This window comes from Arthrobacter sp. cf158, from assembly GCF_900106835.1.
Classification (GTDB): Bacteria; Actinomycetota; Actinomycetes; order Actinomycetales; family Micrococcaceae; genus Arthrobacter.
This window is the reverse complement of the sequence record NZ_FNNR01000009.1, coordinates 44,140-62,089: the sequence shown is the minus strand read 5'-3', so window position 1 is coordinate 62,089 and position 17,950 is coordinate 44,140. Positions and strand designations below refer to the sequence as shown.

Annotated in this window: 20 protein-coding genes; 5 read left to right on the top strand and 15 right to left on the bottom strand. The window is 63.5% G+C overall.

The genetic code is table 11. From position 1 onward, the window contains the following. Window positions 1-4: 4 nt before the first annotated feature. From BLW08_RS17645 to BLW08_RS17620, 6 genes are all read right to left on the bottom strand, one after another. Entirely contained in the window at window positions 5-238 is a 234-nt protein-coding gene (locus tag BLW08_RS17645; RefSeq protein WP_090824224.1) for a hypothetical protein, read from the bottom strand. Window positions 239-389: 151 nt separating this feature from the next. Continuing rightward, complete coding sequence (locus tag BLW08_RS17640; RefSeq protein ID WP_062072587.1) at window positions 390-1,139, bottom strand: SDR family oxidoreductase; 750 nt, start codon at window positions 1,137-1,139, stop codon at window positions 390-392. An 83-nt stretch (window positions 1,140-1,222) separates the two neighbouring features. Beyond that, complete coding sequence (locus BLW08_RS17635) at window positions 1,223-2,563, bottom strand: MFS transporter (protein ID WP_090824221.1); 1,341 nt, start codon at window positions 2,561-2,563, stop codon at window positions 1,223-1,225. Between the two features lie 55 nt (window positions 2,564-2,618). Continuing rightward, the gene (locus BLW08_RS17630) at window positions 2,619-3,632 is read right to left on the bottom strand and encodes a 5-oxoprolinase subunit C family protein (protein ID WP_090824219.1); all 1,014 of its coding nucleotides are present in this window, start codon (window positions 3,630-3,632) and stop codon (window positions 2,619-2,621) included. After that, a complete protein-coding gene (locus tag BLW08_RS17625; RefSeq protein WP_090824217.1) occupies window positions 3,629-4,396 on the bottom strand; it encodes a 5-oxoprolinase subunit B family protein in 768 nt (255 codons plus the stop codon). The genes BLW08_RS17630 and BLW08_RS17625 overlap by 4 nt, the downstream gene beginning before the upstream one ends. 1 nt (window position 4,397) lies before the next feature. Then, the gene (locus BLW08_RS17620) at window positions 4,398-5,186 is read right to left on the bottom strand and encodes a LamB/YcsF family protein (protein ID WP_090824215.1); all 789 of its coding nucleotides are present in this window, start codon (window positions 5,184-5,186) and stop codon (window positions 4,398-4,400) included. 265 nt (window positions 5,187-5,451) lie between these two features. Here BLW08_RS17620 and BLW08_RS17615 point away from each other — a divergent pair, with 265 nt between their 5' ends. Beyond that, window positions 5,452-6,396: a LysR substrate-binding domain-containing protein gene (locus BLW08_RS17615; protein ID WP_090824213.1), complete on the top strand. Its 945-nt coding sequence runs from the start codon at window positions 5,452-5,454 to the stop codon at window positions 6,394-6,396. A 124-nt stretch (window positions 6,397-6,520) separates the two neighbouring features. Then, complete coding sequence (locus BLW08_RS17610; RefSeq protein WP_090824211.1) at window positions 6,521-6,742, top strand: hypothetical protein; 222 nt, start codon at window positions 6,521-6,523, stop codon at window positions 6,740-6,742. 219 nt (window positions 6,743-6,961) lie between these two features. On the opposite strand, the gene BLW08_RS17605 is transcribed toward BLW08_RS17610, so the two are convergent. Beyond that, window positions 6,962-7,636 (bottom strand): 4-carboxy-4-hydroxy-2-oxoadipate aldolase/oxaloacetate decarboxylase, encoded by a 675-nt coding sequence (locus BLW08_RS17605; RefSeq protein WP_091326745.1) that lies wholly within the window; start codon window positions 7,634-7,636, stop codon window positions 6,962-6,964. Between the two features lie 13 nt (window positions 7,637-7,649). Beyond that, window positions 7,650-8,858, bottom strand: coding sequence for an aspartate transaminase (locus BLW08_RS17600; RefSeq protein ID WP_091326743.1), 1,209 nt, complete (start codon window positions 8,856-8,858; stop codon window positions 7,650-7,652). A 308-nt stretch (window positions 8,859-9,166) separates the two neighbouring features. On the opposite strand from BLW08_RS17600, the gene BLW08_RS24180 reads away from it, so the two are divergent. Both BLW08_RS24180 and BLW08_RS17590 read left to right on the top strand, forming a co-directional pair. After that, a complete protein-coding gene (locus BLW08_RS24180; protein ID WP_254779942.1) occupies window positions 9,167-9,709 on the top strand; it encodes a hypothetical protein in 543 nt (180 codons plus the stop codon). A gap of 53 nt (window positions 9,710-9,762) precedes the next feature. Continuing rightward, a complete protein-coding gene (locus BLW08_RS17590) occupies window positions 9,763-10,119 on the top strand; it encodes a nuclear transport factor 2 family protein (protein WP_091326740.1) in 357 nt (118 codons plus the stop codon). 12 nt (window positions 10,120-10,131) lie between these two features. Here the strand turns inward: BLW08_RS17590 and BLW08_RS17585 are convergent, their stop codons facing one another. The 7 genes from BLW08_RS17585 to BLW08_RS17555 are packed head-to-tail and all read right to left on the bottom strand — an operon-like array spanning window position 10,132 to window position 17,085. Continuing rightward, entirely contained in the window at window positions 10,132-10,569 is a 438-nt protein-coding gene (locus BLW08_RS17585; protein ID WP_090824204.1) for a cupin domain-containing protein, read from the bottom strand. 52 nt (window positions 10,570-10,621) lie between these two features. After that, complete coding sequence (locus tag BLW08_RS17580; protein ID WP_091326737.1) at window positions 10,622-11,425, bottom strand: aldolase/citrate lyase family protein; 804 nt, start codon at window positions 11,423-11,425, stop codon at window positions 10,622-10,624. Further along, the gene (gene hpaH, locus BLW08_RS17575) at window positions 11,410-12,195 is read right to left on the bottom strand and encodes a 2-oxo-hept-4-ene-1,7-dioate hydratase (protein ID WP_091326735.1); all 786 of its coding nucleotides are present in this window, start codon (window positions 12,193-12,195) and stop codon (window positions 11,410-11,412) included. Before hpaH ends, BLW08_RS17580 begins: the two co-directional genes overlap by 16 nt. A 3-nt stretch (window positions 12,196-12,198) precedes the next feature. Then, complete coding sequence (hpaD, locus tag BLW08_RS17570) at window positions 12,199-13,293, bottom strand: 3,4-dihydroxyphenylacetate 2,3-dioxygenase (RefSeq protein ID WP_062072563.1); 1,095 nt, start codon at window positions 13,291-13,293, stop codon at window positions 12,199-12,201. A 37-nt stretch (window positions 13,294-13,330) separates the two neighbouring features. After that, complete coding sequence (gene hpaE, locus BLW08_RS17565; protein ID WP_062072561.1) at window positions 13,331-14,842, bottom strand: 5-carboxymethyl-2-hydroxymuconate semialdehyde dehydrogenase; 1,512 nt, start codon at window positions 14,840-14,842, stop codon at window positions 13,331-13,333. Window positions 14,843-14,873: 31 nt separating this feature from the next. Continuing rightward, window positions 14,874-15,533 carry a GntR family transcriptional regulator gene (locus BLW08_RS17560; RefSeq protein ID WP_175538758.1) on the bottom strand — a complete coding sequence of 220 codons (660 nt, stop codon included), beginning with the start codon at window positions 15,531-15,533 and terminating at the stop codon, window positions 14,874-14,876. Window positions 15,534-15,573: 40 nt separating this feature from the next. Next, on the bottom strand, window positions 15,574-17,085 hold the full coding sequence (locus BLW08_RS17555) for a fumarylacetoacetate hydrolase family protein (RefSeq protein ID WP_091326731.1): 1,512 nt from the start codon (window positions 17,083-17,085) through the stop codon (window positions 15,574-15,576). Between the two features lie 201 nt (window positions 17,086-17,286). On the opposite strand from BLW08_RS17555, the gene BLW08_RS17550 reads away from it, so the two are divergent. Then, a complete protein-coding gene (locus BLW08_RS17550; RefSeq protein ID WP_091326728.1) occupies window positions 17,287-17,856 on the top strand; it encodes a YdeI/OmpD-associated family protein in 570 nt (189 codons plus the stop codon). The last annotated feature ends 94 nt before the right edge of the window (window positions 17,857-17,950 follow it).

Sequence of the window (17,950 nt, the reverse complement as noted above, 5' to 3'; positions counted from 1 at the left end):
GGCACTATTGCAGGTACCGGAACACCGTCCACGTCCGGGAGTTCAGACAGCAGTCGGCGGTATGCCGTGCACTGAAGGTCGCCTTCCGGCCAACCCCTGCGGAGCGGAACATTGCCTTGCCCCCACACGCCAGGCAGACCAGCTGCTGCCGCCGCGGTTCCTGCCGGTAATCGTCGAGGTTATCGAAGTCCTCGGCATCCCAGTCTTTCCGGTCAGCGAGGCACAGTGCCCTTCTCATCGGCTGTGGCTTTCGAGTAGTAAACAGCGCTTATACGGGTGCTGGCGGCCGCGATTAACGCGGCCGCCAGCCTATATATCCGGTGACGGGAGTGTGTGTCACCGGAACTTGTGGGGCGCCTGGACCGAGAGGGGTCAGCGCCGGTGGAACGTCAGCGCCGGTCGAACGTCAGGCCACCAGGCACCTGGAACGTCGGCATGAGTTCGAGCATGCCTACATTGACGTGGCGCGGCGTTTCGATGGCGTAGTCCAGGGCATTGACGATGTCGTCCGTGGTGAGCGACTCGTAGCCCTCGTAGTAGGTCTGCCAGGCTTCTTCCATGGCCTCGGGAGTGCCGCCCATGTTGCGTCCGAAGATCTCGGTCTCCACGCGGCCCGGGCAGATTTCGGTGACACGGATGCGCTTGCCGACGGTATCGTTACGGAGCTGGCGGGAGATCTGGTGCACGGCAGCCTTGGTGGCGTGGTAGACCGTGTGGCCGTAGAAGTTGTAGACGCCGGCGATCGAGCTGATGTTGATGACATGGCCGAGGTCGCGCTCCACCATGCCCGGCAGGACCAGTCGGGTGAGCTGCAGGAGACCGCGGAGGTTCACGTCCACCAGTTCGTCAATGTCCTCTTCGGACGAGTCCAGGATGTTGCCCGGCCGGGAAACCCCGGCGCAGTTCACCAGGACGTCCACCTTGAGGTCGCTCACGACGGCGGCCAACGCGGCTGTGTCGGTCAGGTCCACTACGTGCGGGATGGCTCCGGTGCGGTCGGCCAACTCGGCAAGGCGTTCCTCGTTGCGCGCCACGGCGTGAACGGTCAGGCCGCGCTTGGCGAGGCGTTCAGCAATGGCTGCACCCATACCGGTTGATGCTCCGGTGACCAGGGCGGTGGTGTAGTCAGAAAAAGACATGGGGTTCTCCAAAAGGTGGGGAATCGGTGAGCGAAGTGCGCCGGACGTGGAAGCCCGGCGCACTTGCCGGAGGTGGGTGGAGGCTAGGCGTCGCGCAGTGGCTCGTGGGCGCGGTCCTTGACCGTGCTGACCGCAATGAGGGTGCCCAGCGCCGTGATGACTGCGTAGAAGGCCGGCATGTAGATGTTGCCGGTGCTGCCGATCAGCCAGGTCATGAGCAGCGGGGCGGTGCCGCCGAAGAGGGCCGAGGAGATGTTGTAGCCGAGGCCGTAGGCGGAGTAGCGGACACGGGTGGGGAACAGTTCAACGATCAGGATGTGGATGACTGCGGTGTGGCCGGCAAAGACGATGGCCATGATGCAGGCGCCCAGGATGGCCAAGCCCATTTGACCGGTGGCGATCAGGGCGTAGGACGGGATACCGAGGACTGCCATGGCGATTGCGGAGCCTGCGATGACCTTCTTGCGGCCAACGCGATCGGACAGGGCGCCCATGAACGGGATGGCGATGCAGATGACCACCAGGCTGCAGGCGGTGACCAGGAGGGCTTCGCCGATGGTGAAGTTCAGCTGCTTGCCCTTGAGGAACGTGGGCATGTAGGAGAACAGGACGTAGTAGCCGGAGCCGTTCATCAGCGGGATGAAGAGGGCCAGGAGCATGGCACGGCGGTGTTCCTTGGACTGGAAGGCTTCCTTGAGCGGGTTCTTGGAGAGGCCGCCCTCTTCCTTCAGCTTCTCGAAATTGGGGGTATCGCTGATGGCCTTGCGGATGTACCAGCCGATGATGCCCATGGGGATGGCCACCAGGAACGGGATGCGCCATGCGAACGAACCGAAGCCGCCGCCGTCGATCGCTGCCTGGGTGAGCCACGGGGACATGGAGTAGGCCACCAAAGTACCGGTGAGCAGTGCTGCGAAGGAGGCGATCTGGGCGTAGGAGGTAATGATGCCGCGCTTGCCTTCAGGGGCGTGCTCAGCGAGGAAGGTCATGGCGCCGGCAGCCTCGCCACCGACGGAGAAGCCCTGCAGGAGGCGCAGGAGGACCAGCAGAATGGGGGCTGCCACGCCGATGGCCGCAAAGGGGGGCAGCAAACCGATACCGGCGGTGGCAACACTGATCAGGAGGATGACGAAGACCAGTAGCTTTTGCCGGCCGATCCGGTCTCCGAGGTAGCCACACACCACGGCGCCGAGCGGACGAACGAAGAACGAGACCGCGTAACCGGCGAAAACGAAGAGCAGGGCGTTGTCCGGGTTGCCCGGGGCCAGGAAGACGAGCGCCAGCGTTCCCGCCATGAAGGCGAAAATGCCGTTGTCGTACAGTTCCACGAAGATGCCAACACAACCTGCGGTGACAACCTTGCGGGTTTGGCGGCTGGTGAGCCGCTCATGCTGCACTGGCGCAGCGTTGGTGCTTGCGGTCATGACTTTTCCTTACTGAGATGAGCGTAGCAACGCCTACTGGTGTGACGACAGGGTTTTAGCTGCATGCCGCAACTGGTAGGTCCTGCCACTGGGGACGGCATCCGATGCCGAGGAGTCCGAAGACGGTGTTGACGGATTCGCGGAGGGTTTCAAGGTGGGCCCGCGAGCGCCTATGGGCGGCAGTTGCTTCTGCCACTGTGGTTTTCCGAAAACGGACTTTGTCCCCTGGCCTCGCTTGGGCCAGGACATCCAGTCCGGTGCTGGTGACTACTGCCAGGACGGGATACCCGGCGGTGACGCCGCGTCCCCGGTGCAGTACCAGCAGCTCTTCCCGTGAAGGAACCTCGACGGCGCCCACTGGCACTCCGCGGGAAAGGACTTCGCCGCTTGAGGTTCTTTCCGGAAGTTCCCCGCCGAGCCGCAGGCCGATGTGGTTGCTGCGGCCGCTGACGGCGTATTCCGAGGTGAAGAGCAGTTCACCGGATTCGCCAAACTCGGCGACGTCCGGCCCGTCGGTCACATCGACCAACAAGTCTGAGTCCATGCGGGGCCGGTCAAGGCCCAGCCGGAAGAGCGGAAGATCAAAGTACGGCTGACGAACGGGGCCAACGCTCCTGCGGGTCAGGAGGCGGGTGCCTTCCTTGAGTTGCAGCCCGAAGCCCACCACGGTGTCCGGAGCTACACTGCCCAGCAGTGTCTCAGCTTCGATGGAGCCGTGAATGGCCAGGTAGGCGCGGAGGCCGCGGTGGATTCCGCGGATGGAGACCGTTTCTCCTGCACGGACTGACACCGGTTCCCACTGGCTGGACGGGCGGCCACCAACAGTGAGCGTGAGCGGAGCGCCGGTGACGGCGATCAGGATGTCGGTGGTGGCCTTCATCCGGAAGTCGAGTGCCGTGATCTCCACCAGGGGGTGGTTGTCCAGGTTGCCTGCCAGGATGTTGGCGGCACGGGCCGAGTACTGGTCCAGTGCGCCGTTGACGGGAAGACCGAAGCGGGGGCCGCGGGTCCTGCCGAGGTCTGTGACGACGGCGTTACCGGGCTGCTGGATCAGGATTTCGCCGCTCATGGCTGAGCCCCTGATGTGAGGGGTTCGAGCGCGTGAGGTTCCACTGCGCGGGGCTCGAGTTCCATGCCCACGAACCCGCTGAAGTCTTCGGCTCGGATCTGCCGGAAACGCAGGATGTCACCCGGCTTGTAGGGCACCAACGGTTCGCGGCGAATGTTCAGGACCGAAAGCGGGGTCTGTCCAATGACACACCAGCCTCCGGGAGCCGACGCGGGAGCGATGACTGCCTGTCGCCCGGCTACGGCCACTGCACCAGCTGGAACGCTGAGCCGTGGGTCCTTGAGGCGCGGCACCGGCTTGGGGAATGCCGGGCCGTCCATCATGGGTGAGCCTGCAGGCGCGCCCAGGCAGCGAACGGTGTAGGTCTTCCCGGTGTGGAGGCGGATGACTTCCTCCACGGAGATGCCCTGGTGATCGGCGACGCGCTCCAGGTCCGGACCGTACTCGCCTCCGTAGACCACGGGAACGTCGAACTCCCGCGGAGCGGCAGCCGAGGCGGCGGAACGTCCGAGTTCCAGAAGACCAAGCTTGACGAAGGCGCGCACCTGGCGTGCGGAAACGAGGATGGGATCAAACTCAACAAGCACGGAGTCATAGGTGGGAACTGCGCCGTGCAGGCCTTCAGCGCCGCAGCTTTCCAGCCAGTCGGCCAGTCCGTGGACGGTCAGCCAGTTGAGTTCGCTGGCTTCGGAGATCGCGACAACACGCAGTGCGGAGTCTCCCGATTCGTAGATCTCGGTGGGGGCCGCTGCAAGAACGGACATGTCAGGCCGCCTTCCTCTTGGCATCCATGACCTCGGCCAGCGGTGCGATGCTGACGCCGGCGGAGATGAGCTCGGAGCGGATCCGGCGCGCCAGCTCAACAGCGCCGGGGTTGTCTCCGTGAAGGAGGACGGTGTCGACGTCGATGTCCATGTCCACGCCGTTGGCGCAGCGGATCTTGCCATCAATCACCATACGAAGCGTGCGGTCCACGATCTCTGCGGGATCATGCAGCACAGCACCGGGCTGGCTGCGGGGAACCAACGTGCCGTCTTCCTGGTAAGCCCGGTCCACGATGCCAACGATCGCAACGTCCAGCCCGGCGTTGCGTGCAGCAACGGCCAGTTCGCCTTCCTGGGCCACCACGATCAGCTCGTTGTCCACACGGGCCGCGGTCTCAGCCACAGCCTGGGCATAGTCGGAGCGGACAGCGACGAGGTTGCCGAGCCGGCCGTGTGGAGCGAGGTGCGTGACCTTGGTGCCGTGGAAGGACGCGAAACCGTTCAGGGCACCCAGTTGGTACAAGACATCGTTTTGGACTTCGGTGGCAGTGAGGCCCATGTCCCGGCGTCCGAACCCCCGCAGATCCGGGAAGCTCGGGTGAGCCCCGATGCCTACTCCGCGGCGAACGCATTCAGCAACAGTGGCGGCCATGATGTCCGGATCACCGGCATGGAACCCGCATGCGATATTGGCACTTGAAACGATTTCCAGGAGTTCGGAATCGTCGCCAATGGTGTAGGCGCCAAATCCCTCTCCAAGATCCGCTACAAGATCAATTGTCGGGTTCACGTGTTTCTCTTTCCGTGGTTTTGCAGTGGAATTGAATTTCCGGTAAATACCGAACGCCAGTGGATTCCCAAAGCGTCGCCTGAAGTTCTTTCCAAAAGTCTCGCACCGGTCAACCACGTTGCACAAAGACCTAATAGCTATCCCGTGATAGCTCTCCGTTATGACCTGCACCACCCTGTACTGTGTCTTGGGTCCCACAGTCGCCCGGATAGAATTTCCCTAACGCATGCCACCCGGGGACGTGGCCCTCCAGGAAGGCAGACCCATGGATACGCGCAAGCTTTCATACTTCGTGCAGATCGTTGATTCCGGCAGCATCACCAAGGCTGCGGCGGCGCTCCACGTGGCCCAGCCGGCCTTGAGCCAGCAGGTATCGGCACTGGAGAACGACCTCAAGCAGCGTTTGCTGATCCGCAGCAAACAAGGAGTCGAGCCCACCGCCGCCGGGCACACGCTGTACCGGCACGCGCAGTCGATTCTTCGACTTGTGGAACAGGCCAGGCAGGACGTCGCCTCCTCCGGAGCCGCACCCTCCGGCCGCGTCTCCATTGCGATCGCGCCTTACAGCATGGCCAGTAGCCTGACGCCCCAGATCATCAGCGAAGTTGGCCGGCGGTACCCTGACATCGTGGTCCATCTGACCGAGATCTTTGGCGGCGTACTGAGTGAGGCCATCAAGAACGGCCGCCTGGACATGGCCTTGATCTACGAGCCCGGAAAGATTCGGGGCGTGCAGTTCACCACCATGATTGTGGAAGACCTTCATCTGGTGGTGCACCCGGATGTGGACATCGATCACGGCAAGGACACCGTCACCCTCGCCGAAGCCAGCACAGTAGGGCTGTTCCTCCCGGAAAAGAACCACACCCTGCGCCAGCTCATCGAGAAGGGCCTGGCAGAACAGGATCTTCCCTTGAAATTGGTGGGCGAAGTGGAGTCCGTTCCCTCCCTCACCCGGCTCATCCGCGCCAACCTCGGCGGCACAGTTCTGCCCAAGTCTGCCGCGGACGCCCTGTTCCCGGACCAGGACTTCAAAGTGTTGCGGATCGTGGAACCTGGCCTGCAGAGCAAGATCGCCCTGTGCACCCCGGACCACGAGCCCTTGTCCGAGGCTGCTTCTGCCGTACTGCTGGTGGTCAAAGAGATGCTGCATCAACAACTGATCAACAAGTACGGGACCGACCCCGTGCAACTCCCGGCCCATCCATAACAAAGCCTTATCCGGACAGACAGCTTTGGTCTTATTCAAGACCGTTTTAATTTCCTAATATCGAATTAGCAAACAATTCGAAACCAGCCCACGGATTCTGCGGGCAAGTTCAAAGGAAACAACGGTGAAAAAGATCAGCACAGCCGGATGGGTGTCGAATCCAACCCGCGGAACTGTCAGCGCACGGACCGGATTCCATTGCCCCCGGAATGGTTTTTGGCGTCCGCTCGGCGGGATCGGCGAGCCGTTGTTCGTCTTTGAAGGCAGCCTGATGCCCACCCACGCAGGCAACAGCATCGAATGGCATTTGGTGGATACCCGGCCAGGGCACTCCGGACTGGACTAAGCCAGCCACTGACGCCGCCAGCCAACAGCCCCGGCGGGCGTAGCCACACAACCCGGCCACCCGCCGTCGTACTCCCCCTCAGCTGCACCCACTGAGGCGCCCTGCCCGTAGAGACTTAAGAGTCCGGGCAAGGCGCCTTTTGTTGTGCTCTGAAGAACACGCCAAAGGGGCCGGCCACCTCGTCTTTCAACGATGCGTGACCGGCCCTGACAGATGCTCCTAGTCCTCCACCAGGAGGCCCTTCTCCTTGAGCTTCTCCGTGAGGCCACAGAGCTCAATGGTGTTGCCGCCGTCGTGGTAAAGCTTGATGAGTTCGCGCTCGTGGTCATCGCGGGCCTGGGACAGTGCGATGACTTCCTCGGCTTCTTCGCGGCGGACCACCACAACACCGTCAGCGTCGCCGCGGAGGATGTCGCCGGGGTAAATGATCTCGTCGCCAAAGACGATGGGGTGGTTGATGGGCCCGAGCGTTTCCTTGACCGTGCCCTTGATGCTGACACTGCCGGAGAAAACAGGCAGGCCGAGTTCGATCAGGTCCTGGGTATCGCGCACACCGGAATCGGTAACCATCGCAGCGATGCCCTTGGCCTTCATGGCGTTGCCCAGGACGTCACCGAACGTGCCGGCCTCGGCCATTTCCTGCGCACCCACCAGGACCACGTCGCCGGCCTGTGCGTAGTGGATGGCCACTTGAAGCATGAGGTTGTCCTGCGGAGCGCAAGCGACAGTCACGGCCGGGCCGCAGAAGGACATGGAGCGGTCGATCGGTTTGATCCTGGAGCTCAACGCGCCGCGGCGGCCCTGTGCCTCGTGGATCGTGGCGGAAGAAAAGGCGGCGAGGCGGCTGACGACGTCGGCATCAGGGCGCTGGAACTTGGTCTTGACGTGGATCATGGTCTGAATCTTTCTAGGTGAGGGCGTTGACGGCATCGCGGATGGAGTCCACGCCGGCGTTGATGGTCTCCAGCGAGGTGGCGAAGGAGATCCGGAAGTACGGGCCCAGGCCGTAGGCCGAACCCTGGATGACGGCCACGCGGGCGGCGTCCAGCAGGTAGAGCGTGAAGTCCTGGTCGTTCTCGATGACGGACCCGGACCGGGTGGTCTTGCCGATCACGCCGCTGCAGTTCACGTAGGCATAAAACGCCCCTTCCGCTGGCGCGACGGAGAGTCCATTGATGGCGTTAAGGCCCTCGACGGCGGCGTCCCGGCGCTTGCGGTACACCTCCACGCTGTCGCGGACGAAGGACTGATCTCCGTTCAGCGCCGCCACCGCGGCGGCTTGACTGATGGACGATGGGCACGACGACGTCTGGGACTGCAGTTTGTTCATGGCCGCAATCAGCGGTGCGGGACCCACTCCATAGCCGAGCCGCCAACCCGTCATGGCGTAGGCCTTGGAGACGCCGTTCACCAGCAGGATGCGGTCCTTCAGCGCCGGTACGGCTGTGACCAGGCTGGTCACACGCCCGTCACCAAAGTGGATTTCGTCGTAGATCTCGTCGGTGAGGACGAAGACGTGCGGGTGTTCCTCAAGCACTGCGCCGAGTGCCTGCAGTTCCTCACGCGTGTACACGGCGCCCGTGGGGTTGGACGGGGCGTTGAGGATGAGCCATTTGGTCTTGGGGGTGATGGCCTTCGCCAGGGCATCAGGGGTGAGCTTGAAGCCTGTCTCTTCGCCGCAAGCAACGATCACAGGAGTTCCGTCGTTGGCCAGGACCATGTCCGGATAGGAAACCCAGTACGGCGCGGGGACAATCACTTCGTCGCCCGCGTTGAGCGACGCCATCAGCGCCACGTACAGGACCTGCTTGGCCCCGCCGCCAATGGTCAGCTGGTTCCGCTCATAGTGGTGACCGGTGTGGCTTTCGACCTTGCGCAGAATGGCGGTCTGCAGCTCCGGCGTGCCTGTCACCGAGGTGTACTTGGTCTCTCCGTTGTTGATCGCCTCTATTGCGGCTGCCTTGATGTGGTCCGGGGTATCGAAGTCCGGCTCGCCGACCGTCAGGTCGATGATCGGGATGCCTTCGGCTTTGAGTTCGCGGACGCGGGCGGCCGCGGCGACGCTCGCTGAGGACTTGATGCGGGTGACCCTCGACGCCGGCAGGTAGTGCGGCATGTCTCCTCCAGGAATGTGGAACTCGGGACGCGCGGATTCGCGTATCCCCTTTTTCGAGACTAGGGATCCGTGAGCGCTGTGGATAAGACCTAATGTGCGTGGATCTATAAGAGGGTCTTATGACCCGGATCTCTTTGTGCGCTATCAGCGCTCATCCCCCATACAGAACCCGCGTTAACGCACTCTGAGGCGTTTCTTCCATGTAGTTTGCTTATGGGTTCACGCGGTATTGGTATTTCCTTGCTTCGGTGAACACTGCCTAGATTCGAAGAGTCAGAAGTGCCTGTTCCGCATCCGAAAGGGAGTCAATGCCACCCCACACCGGGTCAGCCCCCGCCGTTTCATTGCAAGGCCGCGCAGCCACCGGACGGTATGCCTACCGGGCGAAAGCACCCCGGCCGGAGGCATCGGATTACGCGGAACACGCCAAGCTGGCGTACGCCCTGGGAGTGCATCGGCAACTCCTCTCCCACGCACAGAGTGCCATCCGTACCCTGACTGCTGCCAGAAACGAGCTGATTGCCCAGGCGATCGAGGACGGACTCACCATTGCCACTGTTTCGGCGGTCACTGGTGAGAACATGAAATCCGTCAGGACCATCGCTTTGGCTTATGACGATCTCCATCCGGGCGGAGTCCCACGCAGCGCACATGTGGCGGCTTTAAAGCAGAAGAGTGAGGAACTCAGGGCCGCCGAACAGCATCGCCACCGGATCACTGAACGCCGCGAGGCCTTGATCGTGATGGCCCTCCGCAACCAGGTATGCGATGACCTGGAGCTTGCCTCGCTGACCGGACTCACTCCGGACCACATCCGCCGATCAACGCGGGGAATTGCCCGGCCGGCCTGAGTTCCCTTGCCCTCACCGTTGAACCCTGCCATCACGGTTGGTAGAACGGGTAGATGACCAACGACGTGAACTCCTGGATGGACAATTACGAACGCGCGTGGACGTCGAATGAGCCCGACGACATCAGGGCCCTCTTCACGGAGGACGCCGTTTATAACGACCGCCCGAACACTGAAAAACAATGGAACGGCCACGAAGAGATCGTCAAAGCGTGGGCGGACGCCGGCGACAAGCCGGAGGACTGGACGTTCGAGTGGACACTCCTTGGCCAGGACGGTGACACCGCTTTCGTGCAAGGCCTGACCACCTACCTCAACGGAGAGCCCACCTACGACAACCTGTGGGTCATCCGCTTCGCCGAGGACGGACGAGCCCGCGAGTTCACCGAGTGGTACATGGCGCGCAAGTAGGCGTTGCAGGGATCAGCGGGAGCCGACCAGCACATTCTCGTGGATCTTGGTCCACCCTTGGTATTTCGGCTGGCTGGCGTCGACGCGGTCGTTGATCAGCTTGGTCATCGAACCGTCCACGCCGGTCAGGGTGACGATCTCCTCACCTGTTGATGCCGCTGCGCAGCCCGCTACCCACTGCTCCGGGACTCCGACCGGCACAACAATCAAACATGCGGACCCGCCAGTGGAACTCTTGGCGGCGAAGTACTTCACGTCCTCGTGGGTTGCCAGCAACCGCGCCGTCCCGGCCGTAATGTCCATATCCACGCCGCCAAGGCTCACGGACTCCGGAAGCTGGTCCTCCGCCGTCGCTTCCCGCGCCAGGACTTTCGGGCTTGCCGGCGACGAACAACCGGCCAGTCCCAGCACAGCAATAACGGCAACTACAGCTAACCCACCACCACGCATCGCTCTGCCCCCTCAGGCTCTCGTTTCGTAGAGCCTAGTCCACCCCGGCGGGTCAGTAGCTGTCACGCTCCGCGGTCTCGGACACGGGGATGAAGGTTGACGCGAAGCCCTCGGACGCACGGGCCAGCACCGCAACATCGGCGCCGACCAGCACAAAGGAGGCACAGGAGTCGAGATAGGCACGGGCGGTTGATTCGTTGAAGGCGTTCACGCCGGCGGGCTTACCTGCCGCTTTCGCGGCTTCAAGACAATGCTCGACGACGGCCCTCACCAAGGGATTTTCCTGCTGTCCCAGCAAGCCCATGGAGGCTGCGAGGTCCGAGGGGCCCAGGAAAATGCCGTCCACGCCGTCGACGGCCAGGATCTCCTCCACCGCCGACGCCGCAGCTTCGGATTCGATCTGGACCGTGAGGCTGATGGTCTCCGAGGCGGTAGCCAGGTAGTCCGGGACGCGGTTCCAGCGGGCGGACCGGGCCAGTGCGGATCCGACGCCGCGAACACCGTGCGGCGGGTAGCGCACAGCGGCAACCGCAGTTGCGGCGTCAAAGGCCGAGTTCACCATGGGGATCATCAGGTTCTGCACACCGAGGTCCAGGTACTGCTTGATGACCACGGTGTCGTTGACCGGTGGACGGACCATGGCTTGCACGGGGTAACCGCTCACGGCATGGAGTTGGGCGAGGATGGATTCGAGGCCGTTGGGACTGTGCTCGGCGTCGATCAGCACCCAGTCCAGACCGGACCCAGCGCAGATCTCCGCCACCAGTGGGCTGCCGGAGCAGACCCACATGCCGGCCAGCGGCCTTCCTGCCTCGGAGAGTGCCGAATAGAAGGTGGGGCTTAGTCGAACTGGCATGTCACCACTCCCAACGGTCCGTAATCCGCGTGCACGGTATCCCCTTTGTACACCCACATCGGGCGGGTAAACGAGCCCGCCAGGATGATATCTCCGGCCTTCATCGAGTCCCCGTGCGCGGCGATCTTATTGGCCAGCCAGTGGACTCCATTTGCTGGGTGGTCGAGTACACCGGCTGCCACGCCGGTCTCCTCCACTGTCTGGTTTTTGTACAGGATGGCGGACACCCAGCGGAGGTCGACGGCATCGGGCCGCACCGGGCGGCCACCCACCACCATGGCGCCCATCGCGGCGTTGTCCGAGATGGTGTCCACGATGGTCCGGCCCTCCATCTCAATCCTGGAGTCCAGGATTTCGAGGGCCGGAACCACGTAATCGGTCGCGTTGAGGACATCGAAGATGGTGCAGCCGGGGCCTTTCAGCCCCGACTGCAGCACGAAGGCCAGCTCCACCTCCACCCGTGGGTGCGTGTACTTGTCCCACTGCACGGAGCACCCGGTATCCAGGACCATGTCATCAAAAATGGCACCGTAATCCGGTTCCGTGATGCCCGTAGCGGCCTGCATGGCCTTGGACGTCAGGCCGATCTTCCGCCCCACCAACGTGCGCCCGGCTTCCTCGTTCCGCCGCCTCCACAACTGCTGCACGGCGTAGGAATCCTCCACCGTCATCTCCGGGTAGCGGGCAGTCAACCGAGGAACCGGCGTGCGGTTCCTGCCGGCCTCAAGCAGCTCGTCGGCAATAGCTTCGATCGTCTTCGCGTCCAGCATCTGTTAGACCTGCGCTCCCAGTTTGAAGCCCTCGGCCGCTTCGCCGGACGCACCTTCCGGGCGGGTGTAGGAGAAGCCGTCGGCGCCCACGGTGACAGCCATTTCGGACTTGTCCTCGCGTTCGATGATGGGTTGGGGGTTGCCGTCGAGGTCCAGGACCAGGGAGGCCTCGGTGTACCAGGACGGGACCACGGGGTTGCCCCACCAGTCGCGGCGCTGGTTGTCGTGGACGTCCCAGGTGACGGTGGGGTTGTCCGGATCGCCGGTGTAGTAGTCCTGGGTGTAGATCTCCACGCGGTGGCCGTCCGGGTCCAGGATGTAGAGGTAGAACGCGTTGGATACGCCGTGGCGTCCGGGGCCGCGTTCGATCCTGTCGGAGATGCGCAGGGCACCCATCTTGTCGCAGATCTGGATGATGTTGTGCTTCTCATGGGTGGAGAACGCGATGTGGTGCAGGCGGGGGCCGTTGCCACCGGTCAGGGCGGTATCGTGCACGGTCTGCTTGCGGTGCATCCACGCGGCGTACGTGACGCCGTCGGAGTCTTTGATGTCTTCGGAGACGCGGAAGCCGAGGTCTTCCAAGTACTTGCGGCCGCGCGGGACGTCCGGGGTGACCTGGTTGAAGTGGTCCAGGCGGACCAGCTCACCGGCGGAGTAGAGGTCATAGCGCTGGGTGAGGCGTTCCACGTGCTCCACGTCGTAGAAGAACTCGTAGGGGAAGCCCAGCGGGTCCTCCACGCGGACGGAGTCGCCCACGCCCTTGGTGAAGCCTTCCTTGCGGCGCTCCACGCGGCAACCGAGCTCGCGGTAGTACGCCTCGGCGGCGTCCACCTCGGCCGGGGACTTCACCCGGTACGCGAAGGCTGCGGCTGCGGCAACGGGTCCCTTACGGAGGACCAGGTTGTGGTGGATGAACTCCTCGAAGGAGCGCAGGTAAATGGTGTTCTCGTCCTCTTCGGTGACATGCAGGCCCAGGAGGTCCACGTAGAACGCGCGGGACTTGGCGAGGTCCGTGACCACGAGTTCCAGGTAGGCGCAGCGAACAATGTCCGGTGCCGGGACTGTGGGCGTGGGGATGGGGCCGGTGAAGTTGCTCATGGGATTCTCTCTTCGTTGAAAGGGTAGGTGGGACGTTTTAGGCGCCGAATTTGGGCGTGTGCACTGAGCCGAGCGTGATGTGCACGGCCTGCTGGTCCGTGTAGAAATCGATGGAGCGGTAGCCGCCCTCGTGGCCCAGGCCGGACGCCTTGACGCCGCCGAACGGGGTACGAAGGTCGCGGACGTTGTGGCTGTTGAGCCACACCATGCCGGCCTCCACGTTCTGGGAGAAGTTGTGGGCCCGGGTCAGGTTCTGGGTCCAGATGTAGGCCGCCAGGCCGTACTTGGTGTTGTTGGCCAAGGCGAGGGCTTCGTCGTCGTTCTCGAAGGGCGTGATGGCCACGACGGGACCGAAGATTTCTTCCTGGAAGATCCGCGCGTCAGGCGCGACGTCGGCAAACACCGTGGGTGCGATGTAGTTGCCTTCGGGCAGGTGGTCGGGCCTGCCGCCGCCGGCCAGGAGCCTGCCTTCGGACTTGCCGATCTCCACGTACGACGCCACCTTGTTGTAGTGCTCCGGGTGAACCAGGGCACCAACCTGCGTCTTGGGATCGTGGGGGTCGCCCACCACGATGTTCTTGGCCCGGGCGGCGTACTTTTCGCAGAATTCGTCGTAGATGGCGCGTTCCACCAGGATGCGGGAGCCGGCGGTGCAGCGTTCGCCGTTGAGGGAGAACACCCCGAACAGGGCCGAATCGATCGCGGCGTCCAGGTCCGCATCGGCGAACACGACGCACGGGGACTTGCCGCCGAGCTCCATGGACAGGCCCTTGAGGTTGGCTGCGGCGTTGCGGAAGATGGTCTGGCCCGTGGTGGTCTCGCCGGTGAAGGAGATCAGCGGTACGTCGGGGTGCTTCACCAGGGCGTCGCCGGCTTCCTCGCCCAAGCCGTTGACCAGGTTGAACACGCCATCAGGCAAGCCTGCGTCCTTGAAGATCTGTGCCCACAGGGAGGCGGACAATGGCGTGAACTCGGCGGGCTTGAGGACCACGGTGTTGCCGGTGGCCAGGGCCGGGGCGAGCTTCCAGGACTCCAGCATGAACGGGGTGTTCCACGGCGTAATCAGGCCCGCGACGCCGATCGGCTTGCGGTTCACGTAGTTGATCTGCGAGCCCGGGACCTTCATGGCGTCGTCGAACTGGGCCACGATCAGGTCCGCGAAGAAACGGAAGTTCTCGGCAGCGCGCAGTGCCTGGCCCTTGGCCTGGGTGATCGGCAGGCCGGTATCGAACGTTTCGAGCTCGGCGAGCCGGGCTTCCTGCGCCTCCACGGCATCGGCGATCTTGTTCAGCACCCGGGCACGCTCACGCGGCTTCATCTTCGGCCACGGGCCGTTGACGAACGCTTCGCGTGCGGCTGCAACGGCGAGGTCGATGTCTTCCTTCTGGCCTGCAGCAGCGGTGGCGTAGTTGCCGTTGGATACCGGGTCCAGGACGTCGAAGGTCTTACCGGAAACGGAGTCAACAAACTCGCCGTTGATGAAGTGCTGGATGTGGGACGGGAGGTTCTCGGGGATGTAATGCTTGGTGGTCTCTACGGAGGTCGTCATCGTTGAAGTCCTAACTAGTGATCAGGGTTTGCTAGTGATCAGGGTTTGCTTGTGCGAGGTAAGCGTCCAGGGTGGCGGCGCGGTGTTGGCGGGCTGCTTTTTCAATGGTGTCGGCGTCTGCCGCGCCCTCAATGAGCTGCAGCAGGGCCTCGTGTTCGCGCACCGATTCCTGAGCGCGGCCGGGGACAAAACGGAACGTCGAGGACCTCAGCGAGGCCAGCCTGTTCCAGCCCCGGTGGACCAGGTCCAGGATGTGCGGATTGGGGCAGTGCTCAAACAGGACGCTGTGGAAGTCCTGGTTCAGCGCGGTAAATCGGACGGGGTCAAAGTGCTCCAAGCACTCCCGCATCTCCTGGTTCACCGCCCGCGCCCGGGCTATGGCTACCGAGTCGATCAAGGGAGCGGACAGCGCCGTGGCCGCACCTTCCACGATGCTCAGGGTCTGCATCGTATAGAGGTACTCGGTGGGGTCGATCCCGGACACCGTGGCGCCCACGTTCCGCTCGAACTTCACCAGCCCTTCAGCTTCCAGCCGGCGGATCGCTTCCCGCACGGGGACCACGCTGAAGCCCAGGTCCTCGGCGATCTTGGCGAGCACCAGCCGGTAACCCGGCGTATAGGCGCCCTCCACGATCCGCGCCTTCACGGCCGCATAGGCCTGCTGGGACTTGCTCTCAGGATGAGCCTTCAGGGCGGCGGCGCTCTCGACGGCGGAACTTCCGACGGCGGTCTCAGTCACCGTGGGCTCCTTCCGGGCTTTGCCGGGCGGACCACTCCGCGTACCGCGCCTGCCATTCCTTGTTCATGGGGTAAAGCCCATCAACGCTGTTGCCTTCCTGGACCATCTGGAAGATGAACGTCTCTTCCTTTTCCTGGGCGATGCAGTCATCCACCAGTTCCTCGGCGATGGCGGGCGGGATCACCAGGATGCCGTCCGAATCGGCCACGATGATGTCGCCCGGCTGGACGGTGGCTCCCCCGCAGGCGATGGTGATGTCCGTATCCCACGGAATGTGGCGTCGGCCCAGCACTGCGGGGTGCGGGTTCGCGAAGTACGTGGGCATCTCCAGGTCAGCCACGGCCGAGTAGTCGCGGACGCCGCCGTCGGTAATGATGGCAGCTGCGCCGCGGACCTGGGCACGCAGTGCGAGGATGTCCCCCACAGTGCCGGTGCCCTTCTCGCCGCGGGCTTCCATCACCAGGATTTCGCCCTCATTCACGGAGTCGATGGCGCGCTTTTGGGCATTGAAACCGCCGCCATGGGTCTTGAAGAGATCCTCGCGGTTGGGCACATAACGCAGGGTCCGGGCCAGGCCCACTACTTTGCGGTCCGGGCGGGTGGCCCGCAGTCCGTCGATGCTCACATTGTTCAGTCCGCGCTTGCGCAGCTGGGAGGACAATGTGGCGGTGGCGACGGATTCCAGCTTCTTCTTGAGATCCGGAGTCAGCACGGAAGCATTGTCGGGAGCAGGCAGTCCGGCGGCTTCGCGCGATCCGTACGCTTCCTCCCGCTGGGTGTCATCGGACTTGGGCCGGGCGCCAAAGTCCGCGAACGGCGTCGTGCCTTCCGTTACTTGGGTGGCCAAACGGCCGCTGCTGAACTCGCCGCCGGTGACCTCAATTTCGACGACGTCACCCGGCTTGGCAACCGAAGCGCCGGCCGGGGTGCCGGTGAGGATGATGTCGCCCTCTTCGAGCGTGAGCAGTTGGGAAAGGTCCGCGACGAGCTGCGCGAACGGGAAGAGCAGGTCCTCGGTGGTGTCATCCTGCACGAGGTCCCCGTTGTGCCAGGTACGGATCCGCAGCTGGGTGGGGTCCACGGCGTCGGCCGGAATCAGCGTGGGACCCACCGGCGTGAAGCCGTCGCCGCCCTTGGACCGGACGTTGGAGCCCTTGTCCGCGTAGCGGAGATCGTAGACGCCGAGGTCGTTGGACGCGGTGACCCCTTCGACGTGGCTCCACGCATCCTCGAGGCCAACCCGGCGGGCTGACTTGCCGATCACCAGGGCGATCTCGCCCTCGTAACCGAGCAGTTCGCAACCGGCCGGACGCTCAACAGTTCCGGGAGCATCCGCGGAGCCGAGCGCCAGAGACGAGGACGGCTTCAGGAAGTACGACGGCTGCTCGGGAGTACGCCCGCGCTGGGCCGCACGGCTGGGGTAGTTGATGTGGACGGCAATCACTTTGCGCGTCCGGGCCAGCATGTCCTGGCTCAGTTCCTGGGTCCGGAACTCCAGTGTCACGGCGCCTCCTCTTGGTAGAGCTGCATCAAGTACGAAATCGTATACGATAACTATGAACCGGAAACGTGATCCGCGTCAACCCCCTCTTCGCACCCAAGCAGATAACAGCTCGAACCGTTGTGAGCGTCCACAACGCCCCGAACTGATACTTAGTTGGGGGATGCTGGGTACGTAGGTGTGGAGGAGCGGGGAAGGGAAACCATGGAGCGCAGGGACGATCCGGAGCTGTTGACGTTTGCCGATGGCCCGGAATGGGAAAACTGGCTCTCCGCGAACCATGCCACTGAAGCCGAGGCCTGGCTGGTGATCGGCAAGAAGAACTCAGGCGCAGGCCTCATTGAGATCCAGGACGCCCTTGACGGAGCCCTCTGCTTCGGCTGGATCGATGGCCAACGGCGCGGACACGACGAGGAGACTTTCCTGCAGCGGTACTCGCGGCGCCGGGCCCGAAGTTCGTGGTCGCAGGTGAATGTGGGCAAGGTGGAAGCCCTGATCCAGGCGGGCCGCATGCAGCCGGCGGGCTTCGCCGAGATAGACGCCGCGAAGGCTGACGGCCGCTGGGAGGCGGCGTACGTTTCGCAGGCCAACGCCCAGGTTCCGGACGATCTGCGGGCAGCCCTCGCCAGCGACGACGCCGCCAACAAAGCCTTCGATCGGCTCGGCAAGACTGAGCGTTACCTCATCATCCTGCAGATCCTCAAAGCCCGCACTCCCCAGCTCCGCGGAAAAGCGCTGACGAAAGCTTTGGATCGCCTGGCGGAGCGCGACTAATTTGCTGGATCATCCCACCCCGGCTGGAGCCGTTCCGCGCCGTGACGCGGGTCCGGCCACATGAGGGGCCGAATGATCCAGCAAAAAATGAGTG

Coding starts and splice junctions, on each gene's coding strand:
- BLW08_RS17580 (WP_091326737.1), bottom strand. CDS start 11,425: ATGCCAGTTCGACTAAGCCCCACCTTCTATTCGGCACTCTCCGAGGCA.
- BLW08_RS17615 (WP_090824213.1), top strand. CDS start 5,452: ATGGATACGCGCAAGCTTTCATACTTCGTGCAGATCGTTGATTCCGGC.
- BLW08_RS24180 (WP_254779942.1), top strand. CDS start 9,167: ATGCCACCCCACACCGGGTCAGCCCCCGCCGTTTCATTGCAAGGCCGC.
- hpaE (WP_062072561.1), bottom strand. CDS start 14,842: ATGACGACCTCCGTAGAGACCACCAAGCATTACATCCCCGAGAACCTC.
- BLW08_RS17640 (WP_062072587.1), bottom strand. CDS start 1,139: ATGTCTTTTTCTGACTACACCACCGCCCTGGTCACCGGAGCATCAACC.
- hpaD (WP_062072563.1), bottom strand. CDS start 13,293: ATGAGCAACTTCACCGGCCCCATCCCCACGCCCACAGTCCCGGCACCG.
- BLW08_RS17635 (WP_090824221.1), bottom strand. CDS start 2,563: ATGACCGCAAGCACCAACGCTGCGCCAGTGCAGCATGAGCGGCTCACC.
- BLW08_RS17590 (WP_091326740.1), top strand. CDS start 9,763: ATGACCAACGACGTGAACTCCTGGATGGACAATTACGAACGCGCGTGG.
- BLW08_RS17625 (WP_090824217.1), bottom strand. CDS start 4,396: ATGTCCGTTCTTGCAGCGGCCCCCACCGAGATCTACGAATCGGGAGAC.
- BLW08_RS17630 (WP_090824219.1), bottom strand. CDS start 3,632: ATGAGCGGCGAAATCCTGATCCAGCAGCCCGGTAACGCCGTCGTCACA.
- BLW08_RS17550 (WP_091326728.1), top strand. CDS start 17,287: ATGGAGCGCAGGGACGATCCGGAGCTGTTGACGTTTGCCGATGGCCCG.
- BLW08_RS17600 (WP_091326743.1), bottom strand. CDS start 8,858: ATGCCGCACTACCTGCCGGCGTCGAGGGTCACCCGCATCAAGTCCTCA.
- BLW08_RS17645 (WP_090824224.1), bottom strand. CDS start 238: ATGAGAAGGGCACTGTGCCTCGCTGACCGGAAAGACTGGGATGCCGAG.
- BLW08_RS17605 (WP_091326745.1), bottom strand. CDS start 7,636: ATGATCCACGTCAAGACCAAGTTCCAGCGCCCTGATGCCGACGTCGTC.
- BLW08_RS17585 (WP_090824204.1), bottom strand. CDS start 10,569: ATGCGTGGTGGTGGGTTAGCTGTAGTTGCCGTTATTGCTGTGCTGGGA.
- hpaH (WP_091326735.1), bottom strand. CDS start 12,195: ATGCTGGACGCGAAGACGATCGAAGCTATTGCCGACGAGCTGCTTGAG.